The sequence below is a fragment of the Cupriavidus sp. SW-Y-13 genome, from assembly GCF_009793345.1.
Classification (GTDB): Bacteria; Pseudomonadota; Gammaproteobacteria; order Burkholderiales; family Burkholderiaceae; genus Cupriavidus.
Window position 1 is genome coordinate 1,368,719 of the sequence record NZ_WHLX01000001.1, and the last position, 16,841, is coordinate 1,385,559.

14 protein-coding genes and 2 tRNA genes are annotated in these 16,841 nt (G+C 62.7%); 13 read left to right on the forward strand and 3 right to left on the reverse strand.

Annotation, left to right across the window (positions count from 1 at the left end):
• Positions 1-12 precede the first annotated feature (12 nt).
• From GA566_RS06105 to GA566_RS06155, 11 genes are all read left to right on the forward strand, one after another.
• The gene (locus tag GA566_RS06105; RefSeq protein WP_160472071.1) at positions 13-2,244 is read left to right on the forward strand and encodes a bifunctional (p)ppGpp synthetase/guanosine-3',5'-bis(diphosphate) 3'-pyrophosphohydrolase; all 2,232 of its coding nucleotides are present in this window, start codon (positions 13-15) and stop codon (positions 2,242-2,244) included.
• A gap of 21 nt (positions 2,245-2,265) precedes the next feature.
• A tRNA-Val gene (locus GA566_RS06110) sits at positions 2,266-2,342 on the forward strand.
• 362 nt (positions 2,343-2,704) lie between these two features.
• A complete protein-coding gene (gene thrS / locus GA566_RS06115) occupies positions 2,705-4,612 on the forward strand; it encodes a threonine--tRNA ligase (protein ID WP_160473233.1) in 1,908 nt (635 codons plus the stop codon).
• A gap of 47 nt (positions 4,613-4,659) precedes the next feature.
• A complete protein-coding gene (infC, locus tag GA566_RS06120; RefSeq protein WP_130390413.1) occupies positions 4,660-5,181 on the forward strand; it encodes a translation initiation factor IF-3 in 522 nt (173 codons plus the stop codon).
• 170 nt (positions 5,182-5,351) lie between these two features.
• Entirely contained in the window at positions 5,352-5,549 is a 198-nt protein-coding gene (rpmI, locus tag GA566_RS06125; RefSeq protein WP_006575466.1) for a 50S ribosomal protein L35, read from the forward strand.
• 27 nt (positions 5,550-5,576) lie between these two features.
• The gene (gene rplT / locus GA566_RS06130) at positions 5,577-5,933 is read left to right on the forward strand and encodes a 50S ribosomal protein L20 (protein ID WP_071070014.1); all 357 of its coding nucleotides are present in this window, start codon (positions 5,577-5,579) and stop codon (positions 5,931-5,933) included.
• 234 nt (positions 5,934-6,167) lie between these two features.
• Positions 6,168-7,193, forward strand: coding sequence for a phenylalanine--tRNA ligase subunit alpha (gene pheS / locus GA566_RS06135; RefSeq protein WP_171020427.1), 1,026 nt, complete (start codon positions 6,168-6,170; stop codon positions 7,191-7,193).
• Between the two features lie 73 nt (positions 7,194-7,266).
• Complete coding sequence (gene pheT, locus GA566_RS06140) at positions 7,267-9,714, forward strand: phenylalanine--tRNA ligase subunit beta (RefSeq protein WP_160472073.1); 2,448 nt, start codon at positions 7,267-7,269, stop codon at positions 9,712-9,714.
• 76 nt (positions 9,715-9,790) lie between these two features.
• Positions 9,791-10,207 carry an integration host factor subunit alpha gene (locus GA566_RS06145; protein WP_137925788.1) on the forward strand — a complete coding sequence of 139 codons (417 nt, stop codon included), beginning with the start codon at positions 9,791-9,793 and terminating at the stop codon, positions 10,205-10,207.
• Between the two features lie 210 nt (positions 10,208-10,417).
• Complete coding sequence (locus tag GA566_RS06150; protein ID WP_137925789.1) at positions 10,418-10,846, forward strand: MerR family transcriptional regulator; 429 nt, start codon at positions 10,418-10,420, stop codon at positions 10,844-10,846.
• A 56-nt stretch (positions 10,847-10,902) separates the two neighbouring features.
• Positions 10,903-10,979 (forward strand) — tRNA-Pro (locus tag GA566_RS06155).
• A gap of 310 nt (positions 10,980-11,289) precedes the next feature.
• Here the strand turns inward: GA566_RS06155 and msrA are convergent.
• From msrA to msrB, 3 genes are all read right to left on the reverse strand, one after another.
• Positions 11,290-12,036 (reverse strand): peptide-methionine (S)-S-oxide reductase MsrA, encoded by a 747-nt coding sequence (msrA, locus tag GA566_RS06160; protein WP_202126665.1) that lies wholly within the window; start codon positions 12,034-12,036, stop codon positions 11,290-11,292.
• 61 nt (positions 12,037-12,097) lie between these two features.
• A complete protein-coding gene (locus GA566_RS06165) occupies positions 12,098-13,921 on the reverse strand; it encodes a cytochrome c biogenesis protein DipZ (RefSeq protein WP_160472075.1) in 1,824 nt (607 codons plus the stop codon).
• 35 nt (positions 13,922-13,956) lie between these two features.
• Positions 13,957-14,487: a peptide-methionine (R)-S-oxide reductase MsrB gene (gene msrB, locus GA566_RS06170; RefSeq protein WP_160472076.1), complete on the reverse strand. Its 531-nt coding sequence runs from the start codon at positions 14,485-14,487 to the stop codon at positions 13,957-13,959.
• Positions 14,488-14,647: 160 nt separating this feature from the next.
• Here msrB and GA566_RS06175 point away from each other — a divergent pair, with 160 nt between their 5' ends.
• Positions 14,648-15,400, forward strand: coding sequence for a response regulator transcription factor (locus GA566_RS06175; protein ID WP_160472078.1), 753 nt, complete (start codon positions 14,648-14,650; stop codon positions 15,398-15,400).
• A complete protein-coding gene (locus GA566_RS06180) occupies positions 15,397-16,839 on the forward strand; it encodes a HAMP domain-containing sensor histidine kinase (protein ID WP_137925794.1) in 1,443 nt (480 codons plus the stop codon). Before GA566_RS06175 ends, GA566_RS06180 begins: the two co-directional genes overlap by 4 nt.
• Positions 16,840-16,841 lie beyond the last annotated feature (2 nt).

Below are 16,841 nucleotides of genomic sequence, written 5' to 3' on the forward strand. Positions count from 1 at the left end.
AGGTGCAGTGACATGGTGACGTCCACGGAGTTGACGGGACAGACGGCTGGCGTTCCGGACGCCGGACTCGTCGAGCGCGCACTCGCCTACGTGCGCGAAGTGGCCGGTGGAGACAACCCGGCACTGTTGCCTACGGGCGAGAGCGTGTTGTCGCACGCCGAAGGCATGCTGCGCATCCTCGATGGCCTGCGCGTGGACGATGCCGCACGCGCAGCTGCCTGCCTGTTCGCGGTAGCGGCTTTCGTGCCTGGCACCGAGGCCGGTATTGCCGAACGATTCGGCGAGGAAGTGTGCCGGCTCGAACGTGGCGTGCGCCAGTTGTTGCGGATCGGCGCCATTGCCGTGACGCAGGCAGATGTATCGGAATCGTCGAAGTCGCAGGCGGCTGCACGGCACGAGCAGGTCGAGGCGCTGCGCAAGATGCTGCTGGCCTTCGCGCAGGATATTCGCGTGGTGCTGGTACGCCTGGCATCGCGTCTGCAGACGCTGCGCTGGCTGGCGCAGACCAAGTCGCTCCCGCTACCCGGCGTGGCGCGCGAAACGCTCGATATTTATGCGCCGCTCGCCAATCGGCTCGGGATCTGGCAGGTGAAGTGGGAACTCGAAGATCTGGCCTTCCGCTTCGAGCAGCCGGAGACCTACAAGCGCATCGCCAAATTGCTCGACGAAAAGCGCATCGAGCGCGAGAGCTTCATCTCGGGCGCAATCGAGCGACTGCGTTCGGAACTGGATACGGCAGGCATCCGCGCGGAAGTCACAGGGCGTCCCAAGCATATCTACAGCATCTGGAAGAAGATGCGCGGCAAGGAGCTCGACTTTGCCGATCTCTACGACGTGCGCGCGTTCCGCGTGATCGTCAATGACATCAAGGATTGCTACACGGTGCTCGGCATCGTGCATCACATCTGGCAGCCGATTCCACGCGAGTTCGACGACTACATCTCGCGGCCCAAGGCCAACGGCTATATGTCGCTGCACACCGTGGTGATCGGTGACGATGGCCGCGCGTTCGAGGTGCAGATCCGCACGCAGGAGATGCACCACTTCGCCGAATACGGCGTGGCCGCGCATTGGCGCTACAAGGAGGCTGGCGGCAAGGGCTATACCGGGCAGTTCGCGGCCGATAACAGCTACGACGAGAAGATCGCATGGCTGCGACAACTGCTGGCATGGAAGGACGAGGCCGACCATACCGTAGCCCACGAAGATTCTCCGTGGGAGCAATTGAAGCATGCGGCCATCGACGACCATATCTACGTGCTGACGCCCCAGGCGCGCGTGGTGGCGCTGCCGCAGGGCGCCACGCCGGTGGACTTTGCGTACTACCTGCATAGCGATCTGGGCCACCGTTGCCGCGGCGCGCGTGTGGACGGTGCCATGGTGCCGCTCAATACGCCGCTCAAGAACGGGCAGACCGTGGAGATCGTCGCGGTCAAGCAGGGCGGCCCGTCGCGCGACTGGCTCAACGCGGATCTCGGTTACCTGGCCAGCAACCGAGCCCGTTCCAAGGTGCGCGCATGGTTCAATGCATTGGATTCGCAGGAAACCATCGCGCAGGGCCGTGCGCTGATCGAAAAGACGCTGCAGCGCGAGGGCAAGACCGCAGTCAATCTCGATGATCTGGCGACGCGGCTCAACTTCAAGTCCACGGACGAGCTTTACGCCGCGGTGGCCAAGGAAGAGTTCAGCCTGCGTCATGTAGAGCAGGCGCTGCGACATCCGGAAGGTGAGGCCCAGCCGCAAATCAACGAAGAAGAGGCCGTCACCAAGAAGAGTCGCGCGACCAGTGTGGCGCGCGGCGCCAAGAGCGGTGTGCTCGTGGTAGGCGTCGATTCACTGATGACCCAGATGTCGCGCTGCTGCAAGCCGGCGCCGCCCGACGATATCGTCGGCTTTGTCACGCGCGGACGTGGCGTGTCTATCCATCGCCGCAACTGCAATACGTTCCAGCAACTGTCGTCGCGCGCACCAGAGCGGGTGATCCAGACCGAATGGGGCAAGCGCAGCGACTCGGTGTATCCGGTGGATATTCACGTCGAGGCGATCGACCGCCAGGGCTTGTTGCGCGATATTTCCGAAGTACTCTCGCGCGAGAAGATCAACGTGACGGGCGTGAAGACCTTGTCGAGCAAGGGCGTGGCGCGCATGCAGTTCACGGCCGAGGTCGCGGAAGCCACACAGTTGCAGCGCGCGGTATCGTTGATCGAAGAAGTGCAGGGGGTGTTGCACGCGCGGCGAAAATAAGGTTATACTCTGCGCTTCGCTAGGCTCGTAGCTCAGCTGGTTAGAGCACCACCTTGACATGGTGGGGGTCGTTGGTTCGAGTCCAATCGAGCCTACCAACGCACAATGCAGTACAACGCCGGAAGCGCATCATGAACATGACAACTCGAACTACTACCGCTGGTTAGCGACAGTAGTCGAGGTGCGCCTTCGACCCGCAGCGGATGCGGGGGATTCACAGAAAAACGCGGCCTTGGCCGCGTTTTTTTTCGTCTGTCGCCTGCCAGCGTGCTGCTATGCTGCCGCGTCGCCCGTATCCGCCCATGTTTTCGCGGGAGTGCGGTAGCCAGAAGAATGCCATTGCCGGTTTCGTCCGATGTGCGTCTGATCGCATCTGACGGGCTGGCGCTACAAAAGTTGCTATGCTCCGCTCGCCAAGGCACCAGATGCCAGCGCGGAGGAATCCACAAAAGGTGCAATGATGATCGCAATCACGCTGCCGGACGGTTCCCGTCGCGAGTACCCCGGCCCCGTCACGGTGGCAGAAGTGGCGCAGAGCATTGGCTCGGGCCTGGCCAAGGCCGCGCTGGCTGGCAAGGTCGATGGCCGCCTGGTCGACACGAGCTTCCAGATCGATGGTGACGCCTCGCTGGCCATCATCACGGACAAGGATGCCGATGGCGTCGACGTGATCCGCCACTCCACGGCTCACTTGCTGGCCTACGCCGTCAAGGAGCTATACCCGGATGCCCAGGTCACGATTGGCCCGGTTATCGAGAACGGCTTCTACTACGACTTCGCCTACAAGCGCCCCTTCACGCCGGAAGACCTCGCCGCCATCGAGAAGAAGATGACGGAACTCGCCCGCAAGGACGAAAAGGTCACGCGCGAGGTGTTGAGCCGCGACGAGGCTGTGGCGCTGTTCGAGTCGATGGGCGAGAAATACAAGGCCGAGATCATCGGCTCGATTCCCGCAGATCAGGAAATCGGTCTCTATCGCGAAGGTAACTTCGTCGATTTGTGCCGTGGCCCGCACGTGCCGTCAACGGGCAAGCTCAAGGTTTTCAAGCTGATGAAGGTGGCGGGCGCCTACTGGCGCGGCGACTCGAACAACGAGATGCTCCAGCGCATCTACGGCACGGCCTGGGCGAAGAAGGAAGACCAGGAAGCGTACCTCACGATGCTGGAAGAAGCCGAGAAGCGCGACCATCGCCGTCTCGGCAAGACGCTCGACCTGTTCCACCTGCAGGAAGAAGCGCCGGGCATGGTGTTCTGGCATCCGAAGGGCTGGAGCGTCTGGCAAGCCGTGGAGCAATACATGCGCGGCCGCCTGACGGACGGCGGTTACCAGGAAGTGCGTACGCCGCAGGTGATGGATCGTACGCTCTGGGAAAAGTCGGGCCACTGGGAGAACTACAAGGAGAACATGTTCGTCACGGAGTCGGAGAAGCGCGATTACGCGATCAAGCCGATGAACTGCCCGGGCCATGTCCAGATCTTCAATCATGGTCTGCGTTCGTACCGCGACCTGCCGCTGCGCCTCGCAGAATTTGGCGCCTGCCATCGCAACGAGCCGTCGGGCGCGCTGCACGGGCTGATGCGCGTGCGCGGCTTCGTCCAGGACGATGCGCACATTTTCTGCACGGAAGAGCAGATCGTTGCCGAGGCGAAGGCGTTCAACGAACTCGCTTTCTCGGTGTATGACGATTTCGGCTTCAAGGATGTGAAGGTCAAGCTGTCGCTGCGTCCGGAAAAGCGTGCCGGCTCGGACGAGATCTGGGATCACGCCGAAGACGGTTTGCGCACGGCCCTGCGCGCCTGCGGCGTGGAATGGGAAGAGCTGCCGGGCGAGGGTGCCTTCTACGGCCCGAAGGTCGAATATCACATCAAGGATGCGATCGGCCGCTCCTGGCAGTGCGGTACGCTGCAACTGGATCTGGTGCTGCCGGAACGCCTGGATGCCGAGTACGTCTCCGAGGACAATTCGCGGAAACGTCCGGTCATGCTGCATCGCGCAATCCTGGGTTCCTTCGAGCGCTTCCTGGGCATCCTGCTGGAAAATCACGCGGGTGCATTGCCTGCCTGGCTGGCTCCAGAGCAGGTCGTGGTGATGAACATCGCCGAATCCCAGTCCGAATATGCCGAGAGCGTTGTGCAACTCTTGCAAAAACAAGGGTTTAGGGCCAAGGCGGATTTGCGTAACGAGAAAATTACGTATAAAATCCGCGAGCACTCGCTTCAGAAGATCCCTTACCTGTTGGTTGTGGGGGACAAGGAGCGGGACGCCAATCAAGTGGCCGTGCGTGCCCGTGGCAATGTGGATCTGGGTGTCATGCCTGTTTCCGCGTTTGTCGAGCGTCTCGAGAAAGACGTTTCCGACAAGGCCTGAGGGTGTGAAGCACGGCTTGTTTTTTTGTCTTCTTGAGGTAACGGAACATCGCTACAGACAAAGGTCACCGTATCAACCGTGAGATCAGCGCGCCTGAGCTGCGCCTGGTAGGGGTTGATAACGAGCAGCTCGGCATCGTCAAGTTCATGGACGCACTGCGCATGGCCGAGGACAAGGACTTGGATCTCGTGGAGATCGCGCCTAACGCGGCTCCGCCCGTAGCCCGGATCATGGACTACGGCAAGTTCAAGTACGAGGAAGCCAAGCGCGCCCATGAGGCCAAGCTCAAGCAGAAGATCATCCAGGTCAAGGAAGTGAAGTTCCGTCCTGGCACGGATGATGGCGACTACAACGTCAAGCTGCGCAACCTGAAGCGCTTCCTGGAAGAAGGGGATAAGACCAAGATCACGCTGCGGTTCCGCGGCCGTGAGATGGCCCACCAGGAAATCGGCGCGCGCGTGCTGGAGCGTCTGAAGACGGACCTGGACGAACTGGGTCAGGTCGAGCAGATGCCGAAGATGGAAGGTCGCCAGATGGTGATGGTCATCGCGCCCAAGAAGAAGAAGTAATTCCTGTGCGGGGTCGACGGCCGGGATGCCATGCATCCCGGCGTTGCCTTGTGCGGAAGCCGTGCGGAGCCACCTTCGGGAGGCTGCGTACAAAAACAAGTGGATGCGGGTCTTGCAAGCGATGGCGTCAGCCGTCCACCTGCATGCATGTCATAGAGCTGGAGTTATTCATGCCTAAGATGAAGACCAAAAAAAGCGCCTCCAAGCGCTTTACGGCACGCCCGAACGGTTCGTTCAAGCGTGGCCAGGCCTTCAAGCGTCACATCTTGACCAAGAAGACCACCAAGAACAAGCGTCAGCTGCGCGGCACCCAGGACGTCCATGAGACGAACCTGAAGTCGGTTCGCGCCATGATGCCCTACGCATAACCTCAACGATAACGAAAGGAGCTTCATATGCCTCGAGTAAAACGTGGGGTCACTGCACGGGCCCGTCACAAGAAAGTCATCGACGCTGCCAAGGGTTACCGCGGCCGTCGCAATAATGTCTACCGTATCGCCAAGCAGGCGGTCATGCGTGCTGGCCAGTACGCATACCGCGATCGTCGCAACAAGAAGCGCGTGTTCCGCGCGCTCTGGATTGCACGTATCAATGCCGCGACGCGTGAGCATGGCATGACCTACAGCGTGTTCATGAACGGTCTGAAGCGCGCTTCGATCGAACTGGACCGCAAGGTGCTGTCGGACATGGCTATCCATGACAAGCCTGCCTTTGCTGCCATCGTCAACCAGGTGAAAGCCACCGTTGCCTGATGCCGGCTGCTGGAAGCGCTGAAAGGCGTTTCCGGGCAAGCACCGACCGCAAGGTTCGCTGAAACGGGGCTCCTTACCGAGCCCCGTTTTCATTGCAGATGCCATTGCGATCCATTGCGAATGCCGTGTCGATCTTCGAAACGCCATTCGCAATGCCGAAGCCAGCCCGCGCGTGATCTGCCGCACGGGATTGGCAACTCTTCCACGTACTGTCCACGTATTGCCGTCATGTCCCTGGATCTGGAACAAATCGTCGCTGACGCACAGGCCGCCTTCGCCGGCGCCAACGACAACGCCACGCTGGAAAACGAAAAAGCCCGCTTCCTGGGCAAGACGGGCGCGTTGACCGAACTGCTCAAGGGCCTGGGCAAGCTGGACCCCGAGGCACGCAAGACCGAGGGGGCCCGCATCAATCAGGTCAAGCAGCAGGTGGAAGCCGCGCTGCAGGCGCGCCGACAGGCGCTGGCCGACGCGCTGATGAACGCACGTCTGGCCGCCGAGGCCATCGACGTGACGCTGCCTGGCCGTGCCGTGGCACGCGGAAGCGTCCACCCCGTGATGCGTACCTGGGAGCGTGTGGAACAGATCTTCGGCTCGATCGGTTTCGATGTGGCCGACGGCCCGGAGATCGAAACCGACTGGATGAACTTCACGGCGCTGAACAACCCGGACAACCATCCGGCACGTTCGATGCAGGATACGTTCTACGTGGACGGCCGCGACAGCGACGACAAGCTGCTGCTCCTGCGCACCCACACCAGCCCCATGCAGGTCCGCTACGCACGCATGCATGTGCAAAAGTACGCGGGCAAGCCGATGCCGCCGATCAAGGTGATCTGCCCCGGCCGCACGTACCGCGTGGATAGCGACGCCACCCACTCGCCGATGTTCAACCAGGTGGAAGGGCTGTGGATCAGCGAGGACGTGAGCTTCGCCGACCTCAAGGGCGTCTATACCGATTTCCTGCGCAAGTTCTTCGAGCGCGACGATATCCAGGTGCGTTTCCGCCCCTCGTACTTCCCGTTCACCGAGCCGTCGGCGGAAATCGACATGGCATTCGGCAATGGCAAGTGGCTCGAGATTTCGGGCTCGGGTCAGGTGCATCCGAACGTGCTGCGCAATATGGGTCTGGACCCGGAGCGTTATATCGGCTTCGCGTTCGGCTCGGGCCTGGAGCGCCTGACGATGCTGCGCTACGGCATCAACGATCTGCGTCTGTTCTTCGAAGGCGACGTGCGCTTCCTGCGCCAGTTCGCCTGAGCCTGCAAGACAGGCCCCAAGACCGACCGCATCGTCAAAGACATCACAGAATACCTACCGGATCAGAAGCGCCATGCAATTCTCGGAATCCTGGCTTCGTACTTTCGCCAATCCTGAAAAGATTTCCACCGACGCGCTTTCGCACGCCCTGACCATGGCCGGGCTCGAAGTGGAAGAGGTGGGCCCGGTTGCGCCACCGTTCAACAAGATCGTTGTGGCCAATGTACTGGCCACCGAGCGCCATCCAGATGCCGATCGTCTCAACGTTTGCCGTGTCGACGTCGGCACGGGTGAGCCGCTGCAGATCGTGTGCGGCGCGCCCAACGTCAAGCCCGGCATCAAGGTGCCGTGCGCGCTGGTGGGCGCGGTGCTGCCGCCGGCCGAGACCGGCGGCAAGCCTTTCGAAATCAAGATGGGCAAGCTGCGTGGCGTGGAAAGCTACGGCATGCTGTGCTCGGCGCGCGAACTGAAGCTGTCGGAAGATGCTGGTGGCCTTCTGGTGCTGCCCGAGGATGCGCCGGTCGGCCAGGACATCCGCCAGTACCTCGATCTGGACGATCAGGTTTTCACGATCAAGCTGACGCCGAACAAGGCCGACTGCCTGTCGATCCATGGCGTGGCGCGTGAAGTGTCGGCGCTGACCGGCGCGGAACTGACGCTGCCGTCGATGATGCCGGTTGCAGTGACCCTGCAGGACAAGCTGCCGGTCAAGATTTCGGCGCCGGACCTCTGCGGCCGTTTCTCCGGTCGCGTGATCCGTGGTGTGAACGCACGTGCGGCCACGCCGGCGTGGATGGTTCAGCGCCTGGAGCGCTCGGGCCAGCGCAGCATCTCGGCACTGGTCGACATCTCGAACTACGTGATGCTTGAGCTGGGCCGTCCGTCGCACGTGTTCGATCTGGACAAGATTCACGGCGGCCTCGACGTGCGTTGGGGTCGCAAGGGCGAGCAGATCAAGCTGCTGAATGGCAATACCGTCGAAGTGGACGAACAGGTGGGTGTGATCGCCGACGACAAGGAGATCGAGAGCCTGGCCGGCATCATGGGTGGCGACAGCACCGCTGTCACGCTCGACACCACGAACATCTATCTGGAAGCCGCGTTCTGGTGGCCGAACGCCATCCAGGGTCGCGCGCGTCGCTACAACTTCTCGACGGATGCCGCGCATCGCTTCGAGCGTGGTGTGGATTACGCCACGACCGTCGAACATATCGAGCGGATCACATCGCTGATTCTCGATATCTGCGGTGGCCAGGCTGGCCCGGTGGATGACCAGATCGTCAACCTGCCGCAGCGCAAGCCGGTGCAATTGCGTGTGGCGCGTGCCGAGCGCGTGTTGGGCATCGAGCTGTCGTCGGCGGAAATTGCCGACGTGTTCCTGCGTCTCAAACTCCCGTTCACGCGCGTGCAGGGTGCCGAGGGCGAAGTGTTCGAGGTCACGCCGCCGAGCTATCGCTTCGACATCGAGATCGAGGAAGACCTGATCGAGGAAGTGGCGCGTATCTATGGCTTCGAGCGTATCCAGGCACGTCCGCCGATCGCCGAGAGCGAGATGCGTCCGACCAACGAAGCCCGTCGTTCGCAGCACGTGGTGCGCCATGCGCTGGCCGCGCGTGACCTGAACGAAGTCATCAATTTCGCGTTTGTCGAAGAGAAGTGGGAGCTTGATTTCGCTGCCAACGACAACCCGATCCGCCTGCTGAATCCGATTGCCAGCCAACTGGCCGTGATGCGTTCGACGCTGATCGGCGGACTGGTCGACAAGGTGCGCTACAACCTCAACCGCAAGGCTTCGCGCGTGCGTCTGTTCGAGGTGGGTCGCGTGTTCCACCGCGATGCAAACGTGGCCGACGGCGGCCTCACCGTGGCTGGCTACCATCAACCGATGATGGCGGCGGGCATTGCCTATGGTCCGGCGTTCGAAGAGCAGTGGGGCGTGGCCACGCGCCAGGTCGATTTCTTCGACATCAAGGGCGATGTCGAGGCGCTGTTCCATCCGCGCACGCCGCGCTTCGAACCGGTCGCGCATCCGGCGCTGCATCCGGGCCGTGCTGCGCGCGTCATCGTGGATGGCAAGCCGGTGGGCGTGGTGGGTGAGTTGCATCCGCGATGGCTGCAGGAGTATGAACTGACGAACGCGCCAGTGGTGTTCGAACTGGAACTGGACGCGCTGCGTGACGTGGGCATGCCCGTCTATACCGAAGTGTCGAAATTCCCTGCTGCCGTGCGGGATCTGGCCGTCGTGGTCAAGCAGTCCGTCCGCGTGCAGGACATGGCGGACGCGATGCGTACGGCGCTGGACAAGGCCGGTCTTGGTCACTTCGTGCAAGCGCTGGTGCTGTTCGACGAGTTCCGTCCCAAGGCCGCTTCGGCGTCGATTGGGGCCGACGAGAAAAGCCTTGCGTTCCGCGTGACGTTGCAAGATACTGGGGCGACCCTCCAGGACGAGACCGTCGACAACGCGGTGCGCTGCATGGTCGATGCGCTGACGGCAGGCTTTGATGCCCGTCTGCGCGGTTGAGCGGTAGCCCGCATCAGGAGCGCCCGGACACAGCTTCCGGGCGGATCGCCAGACAGTACTAAGAGAGCGATCAAGGATGAACGATCGAGACGCGATTTCCATGAATGCTGCAGACCTTGGCGAGGCGAGCGACCGGCACGCTGCCTCCCTCGACGACGCATCGCCGGAAGCCCGCGCGACCGAGGTGCCCACGCTGACGAAGGCCGAACTCGCAGAGATGCTGTTCGATCAGGTCGGCCTGAACAAGCGCGAATCGAAAGACATGGTCGAAGCGTTTTTCGACGTCATTCGCGAAGCGCTGGAGCAGGGCGACAGCGTCAAGCTGTCCGGCTTCGGTAACTTCCAGTTGCGCGACAAGGCACAACGCCCCGGCCGTAACCCCAAGACAGGCGAAATCATCCCCATCACCGCAAGACGGGTGGTGACGTTCCACGCCAGCCAGAAGCTCAAGAGCCTGGTCGAGGAGCGCGCGGACGCGGCTGTCCCCGGCTAAGCGGATCCGTTGCCTGCGCATGCATGGTCGGAGCAAATTCCGGCGATGCATGCGAGACATCGGCACAGTCCGTCGCGGTTGCCACACACTTGCCACACCTGCCCCATACGGGTGGATTGCCCGAGGGGGTGGCAGTCTGTATCCTGCAATGCCGCGCGTACGTTGCGCCAACAGCATGGGCCGACGGCCTGATACCAGCACCTCCATCGCATGACGGACAAAGCCAGCGAGCGCATCGCGTTGCCGCCGATTCCCGCAAAGCGCTACTTCACCATCGGTGAGGTGAGCGAGCTGTGCGCCGTCAAGCCGCATGTGCTGCGGTATTGGGAGCAGGAGTTCACCCAACTCAAGCCCGTCAAGCGACGCGGGAATCGTCGCTACTACCAGCACCACGAAGTCTTGCTGATCCGCCGCATCCGCGAGCTGCTCTACGAACAAGGCTTCACGATCAACGGTGCTCGCAACCGCCTCGACGAAGGGCGTCACCATGCAGCGATGCATGCAGAGATTGACGAAGTGCAAACGACAGACGCGACACCGGCGCCACTGCTATCGGTCGACCTCAATACACTGCGCAACGAACTCGTCGATGTGCAGCATCTCCTCGCGCAACTCAAGCAGATTGCACGGATCGAATAAATTGCGCGCAAACCACTAGCCATTCACGATGGCTCTGATATACTCTCGTTCTTCTTCGGGGCGTAGCGCAGCCTGGTAGCGTACCTGCATGGGGTGCAGGTGGTCGGAGGTTCAAATCCTCTCGCCCCGACCAGAATTAAAAACCCGCTTGGTGTGAGCCAAGCGGGTTTTTTCATTTGCGCGAATTGCTACGTATCACCTGCATCAAACCGCAACCTTTCCTTACATCTCCGACATTGTTCCGTGCGGGAGATCGTCTAGCCTTAACCCCATTCATTGAACCGGACAGGCGCCGCACGCGAAGGGTATCGTCGTGCGGCCGGGTGTTAGCTGATGAGTTGGCGTGACGTTTTTGTAATCGGTGTTGGCTGGGTAGGAGCTTGCGTGCTGGTGGGATGGATCATGACGATGGCGGTCAGATTCTCCAGTTGAATCCCGGGCGATTAGCTGCCTTTGGCATTCACCAGTACTGGGTCCTTCCGATATACCTCGGGGAACATCGTCTTCAGGTTGCCGACCTTGGGCAAGTCATTAAAGACGATGTACGGATAATTCGGGTTCTTGACCAGGAAATCCTGATGGTAGTTCTCCGCGGCATAGAACTTCTTGTCGGTTTCCACGCGCGTCACGATCGGTGACGACCATGCTTTAGCGCTGCCGAGTTGGGCGATATAGGCATCCGCAATCGATCGTTGGTCCGGCGTGCGCGGGAAAATGGCCGAGCGATATTGCGTGCCGTGGTCGGGGCCCTGGTAATTCAGTTGGGTCGGATTATGGGCGACCGAGAAGAAAATCTGCAGCAGCTTGCCGTACGTGACTTGTGTGGGGTCGTAACGGACCTCCACGGCTTCGGCGTGGCCGGTGTTGCCGGTGCCGACTTTCTCGTATTGCGCCGTATTGGCCGCGCCGCCGGCGTAACCGGATGTGACAAGTGTCACGCCACGTACATGCTGGAACACGCCCTGCACACCCCAGAAGCATCCGCCTGCGAACACGGCTGTTTCGGCGTGGCTGGTGCCGGGTTTCTCATCGACGAGGGGCGCGGGAATCTTCACGGCCTGCTCGGCGGATATTGCGGGGATGCGCCACGTGGTGGCGACTGCGGCGAGCATTGCGAGGCCCATCATCTTGAGCGTGGTGGGGCGCATCCAGCGTTGCAGCGTGGTCATGGTAGCGGTATCGGTCTTCATGATCGGTTTCCTGTTTGACGTCTGGCAGATTCAAGAAAGAAGGCGGTGGGCGTGTCCGGCATCAACCGAAGGTGAAGGCATAAGCCTGTACGCCGGGGTCGAGAAATTCGATATCGAACGTGCGGTCGCGGATATCACCTTTCTGGCGAACGAGTTGATAGAGGCGTTGCGCGGTGACGGTGCCGCTGCCATCGGCGGCGACGTCAGTGCCATGCGAATCGCCAGGGGCCTGACCGTCTATCGTCACGCGGAATCGCACCGGTTTGCCGTCCGCGCCGGGGCCAAGCACGAGGTGCAGGTCGCGTGCGTGGAAGCGGTAGACGATGCGACCATCGGGCTGGGTCAGCGTGGCGTGTTCCTCGCCGACTTTCCAGTCGCCGGCCAGCCCCCACTGGTTCAGCGCGGGCTTTGCCGGCGCGCTGTAATCCTGGGTGGCGTCTGGCTTCAGGCCGCCGGGCGAGGCGAAGTTGTCGGCGCGGCCATAGCCGACGTAGGTTTCGGGCGAGCGCAGCGCTTCGCTATCGGCGGCCATTTCCACACCCTTCGAGACTTCAGGGCCAGTCATCGCCACCTTGTCCACGCCGGTGTGTCCGGCCTCGGCCAGCAATGCGCGGATGACCTGTTCGGACTTGGCGTATTCACCCTCGCCAAAATGGTGGAAGCGGATGCGTCCCTGTGCGTCGATGAAGTAGTGCGCGGGCCAGTAGTTGTTGTTGAACGCGCGCCAGATCGCGTAGTTGTTGTCGACGGCAACGGGGTAGGTAATGCCGAGGTCCTTGACGGCCTTGCGCACATTGTCGAGGTTGCGCTCGAACGCGAACTCGGGAGCATGCACGCCGATCACGACGAGTCCCTGGTCGCGGTACTTGTCGGCCCATGCCTTGACGTAGGGCAGGGTGCGCAGGCAGTTGATGCACGAGTACGTCCAGAAATCGACGAGCACGACCTTGCCGCGCAGTTCCGCGGCGGTCAGCGGGGGCGAGTTGATCCAGGCCACGGCGCCGTCGAGGCCGGGGAACTTGCCCTCGACCGGCAGGTTCGCGGCAGGGTCCGAGCCTGCGGCGCGCATCATCATCGAGTTCCCGGCTTCGGGCTTGGCCGACATCGCCATCGAGGTGGGGTTGGCCTGCATCATCATCGCGCCGCCGGCATCATTCTTCTGGCCGGCGAACTCGTCGACAAGGCGTTGCTCAAGACGGCCCGTGGCGACCGTGGAGATGCGCGTCAGGATGCCGGTGTCGAGTCCGAGCGCAATGGCGCCTACGCCGACCAGCATGGCCGCGCCGATGCCGCGCCGCACCCATTCGCCTGCACCCAGCGAACGCTTCATCGCCGCAAAGACCTTGCCGCCGATCAGCAGTGCCACGGCCAACGAGGTGGCTGCTCCCAGCGCATAAGCCAGCAGCAGCAATGTCGTCCCCACGCTGGCGCCTTGCAGCGCGGCACCAGTCAGCACCAGGCCCAGGATCGGCCCGGCGCAGGGCGCCCAGAGCAGCCCCGTGGCGATGCCAAGCAGGAAGGACGAGGCGGGGCTGGCGGGCTTGCCATCGGCCTGCGCGAAGTTGGTCAGGCGACTGCCGGCGCGCACGAGCGGTTGGGTGAGGCGCTCGGCCACGCTGGGAAACAGCAGCGTGATACCGAACACGGCCAGCAGCGCGATGGCCAGCCAGCGGCCATACTCGTTAGCCTGCGCCACCCAGCCGCCACCGACGGCGGCCAACGTCGCGACACCTGCGAAGGTCAACGCCATGCCGGCCAGCAGTGGCAGGCCGCTTCGCACGAACGGCTGGTCAGCGCGGGCAAAGACGAATGGCAGCACGGGCAAGATGCAGGGGCTCAGGATCGTGAGCACGCCGCCCAGGTAGGAAAGAATCAGCAGCAACATGGCGAAGCCTCGGCAGGGTTTGTCAGGACGTGGGATCAGGCCGATGTGGCGCGGAATGTCATCGCCACGCCGTTCATGCAGTAGCGCAGGCCGGTGGGCTTCGGGCCGTCATCGAATACGTGGCCGAGGTGCCCGCCGCAGCGGTGGCAATGCACGGCGGTGCGGGCCATGCCGAAGGTGCGGTCGGAGGTTGTGCCGACAGCGCCGGTCAGCGGCGCCCAGAAGCTGGGCCAGCCCGTGCCGCTTTCGAACTTGGTATTCGAGGAGAACAGGTCGAGCGCGCAGCCGGCGCAGGCAAATATGCCTTTGCGGTGCTCGCCGTTCAGCGGGCTGCTGTAGGGGCGTTCGGTGCCCTCCCGGCGCAGCACGTCGTACTGGGCGGGCGTCAGCTTCTTGCGCCATTCGGCGTCGGTCATCGTGACCTCGAACGTCTGTGGGGCCGGTGCGCCGGGCGTGGCCGAGGCGGCGCTGGCGAGGTTGTCGGTCAGCAGCCGCCAGCCGCCCACGGCGGCCACTGCGGCGGTCAGGGTGCCGCCGGACAGCAGGAAGCGTCGGGTGATGCGCATGATGGACTCCGAATCGAATGCGGGATGAAACGAATGCTAGGCAACGACCGGTATCGGAGTCTTCGCCAAACCTTAAACAATTCGTGAACACCCGGTCGCGCGGATTTCTGCACAATAGCGGCATGCCGGGGCGCACCGGACGCCACCCGGGCGAGAGAACATGGAACAAGCCAAACGGATCCTGCTGGTCGAAGACGATGTCGGCATCGCCAACGTGCTGGCCATGCACCTGCGCGACGAGCGATACGAGGTGGTACACAGCGCCGACGGCGCCGAAGGGTTGCGCCTGCTGGAGCAGGGCGGCTGGGATGCGCTGGTGCTGGACCTGATGCTCCCCGGCGTCGATGGCCTGGAGATTTGCCGGCGCGCGCGCGCCATGACGCGCTACACCCCGATCATCATCACGAGTGCGCGGTCCAGCGAGGTGCACCGCATCCTGGGTTTGGAGCTGGGTGCCGACGACTACCTGGCCAAGCCGTTTTCGGTGCTCGAACTTGTGGCGCGCGTCAAGGCGCTGCTGCGCCGCGTGGAAGCGATGGCGCGCGACGTGCGTTCCGACGCCGGCACGCTCGACCTGGCTGGCCTGACCATCGACCCACTGGCACGCGTGGTGACGCTCGATGGCAAGCGGCTGGACCTGACGCCGCGCGAGTTCGACCTGCTTTACTACTTCGCTCGCCATCCCGGCAAGGTGTTCTCGCGCATGGACCTGCTCAACGCGGTCTGGGGCTACCAGCACGAAGGCTACGAACACACGGTCAACACGCACATCAACCGGCTACGCACCAAGATCGAGGTCGATCCGGCCGCGCCGCAGCGCATCCTGACGGTCTGGCGCCGCGGCTACCGCTTCGTGGCCGATCCGCAGGCTGAAGGCGCGTCGGATACTTCCGAGCCGGGAGCCTTGTCATGAATCTCTCGCTGACCCAGCGGCTTTCCGTCGTCTTCGCCGCGCTGTTGCTGGCTTGCTGTGGCGCTTCCGCATGGCTCCAGGTGCGTGCCAATGCGATGCACGAGAAAGAGGTCATCCAGGATATTTCGCGCGGACTGGCTGCTTACATCGCCCGCAACGCGCTGCTGGAAGACCAGAGCGCGATTGCACCCCAGGCGCTGCGACAATTGTTCGGGCAGCTCATGGTGGTCAATCCCAGTGTGGAGGTCTACTTGCTCGACGACGAGGGCCGCATCCGGGGCCACGATGCACCGAGCGGGCATCTGGTGCGTGACCGTGTGGATCTGGCACCGGTGAAGAAGCTGCTCGATGGCGGGGCACTACCGATTCTTGGTGACGATCCGCGCAGTGCCACGGGGCGCAAGGTGTTCAGCGCCGCGCCGTTGCGTCAGGGGGGCTACATCTACGTGGTGCTGATGGGCGAAGCGCACGACAAGCTGGCCGCGCAGGCGTCGGAAGATTCCGTGATGCGCACCACGCTGTGGTCGATGGCGCTGGTGGCCACGCTGTGTCTTGTGGCGGGTCTGGTGGCCTTCGCGTTGATCACGCGCCCGCTGCGTCGGCTGACCGATGACATCCGCCGTTTTGATTCTGGCGAGGACCAGACCGCCGCTTCGGACAAGCTGGCCGACCCGCTGCCTCGCAACGAGATTGCCGCGCTGCAGACGGCCTTCCGGCAGATGGCCGGGCGCATTGAATCGCAATGGCGGACGCTGCGGCAGCAGGATCAGGAACGCCGCGAAATGGTGGCCAATATCTCGCACGACCTGCGTACGCCGCTGACCTCGCTGCACGGTTATCTGGAGACGCTGTCGGTCAAGGCCGATACCCTGAGCACCGCCGACCGCCAGCGTTATCTGGCCATCGCACTGGCACAGAGTGCCAAGGTGGGCGGGTTGGCGCAGTCGTTGTTCGAACTGGCCAGGCTGGAACACGGCATGGTGCAGGCGACGCCCGAAGAGTTTTCGATGGTCGATCTCACGCAGGATGTCCTCGAAAAATTCGCACTGTCCGCCGAAGCCAAGCAGCTTCACCTGCGAGCCGGCGTGCCGCCCGCGCTGCCCACCGTGTCAGCCGATCTCGGCATGATCGAACGTGTGCTGACGAACCTGCTCGACAACGCGATCCGGCACACGCCAACTGGCGGCACCGTGGAAATCGACCTCGCCAGCCAGGATGGCAAGGTGGCCGTGACGGTCAGCGACACCGGGCCGGGTATTCCGGCTACGTTGAGGGAGTCGATCTTCCAGCGGCCGTTTCCATCCGGCGGCGCGCATCGCGGCGGCGGGCTGGGCCTGCTGATCGTGCAGCGGATGCTGCAGTTGAACGGGAGTCAGGTAAAGCTGGTGGAGAAGGGGGTGGGTACGACGCTGACGTTTGCGTTACGGGCGGCGCGGTAGTT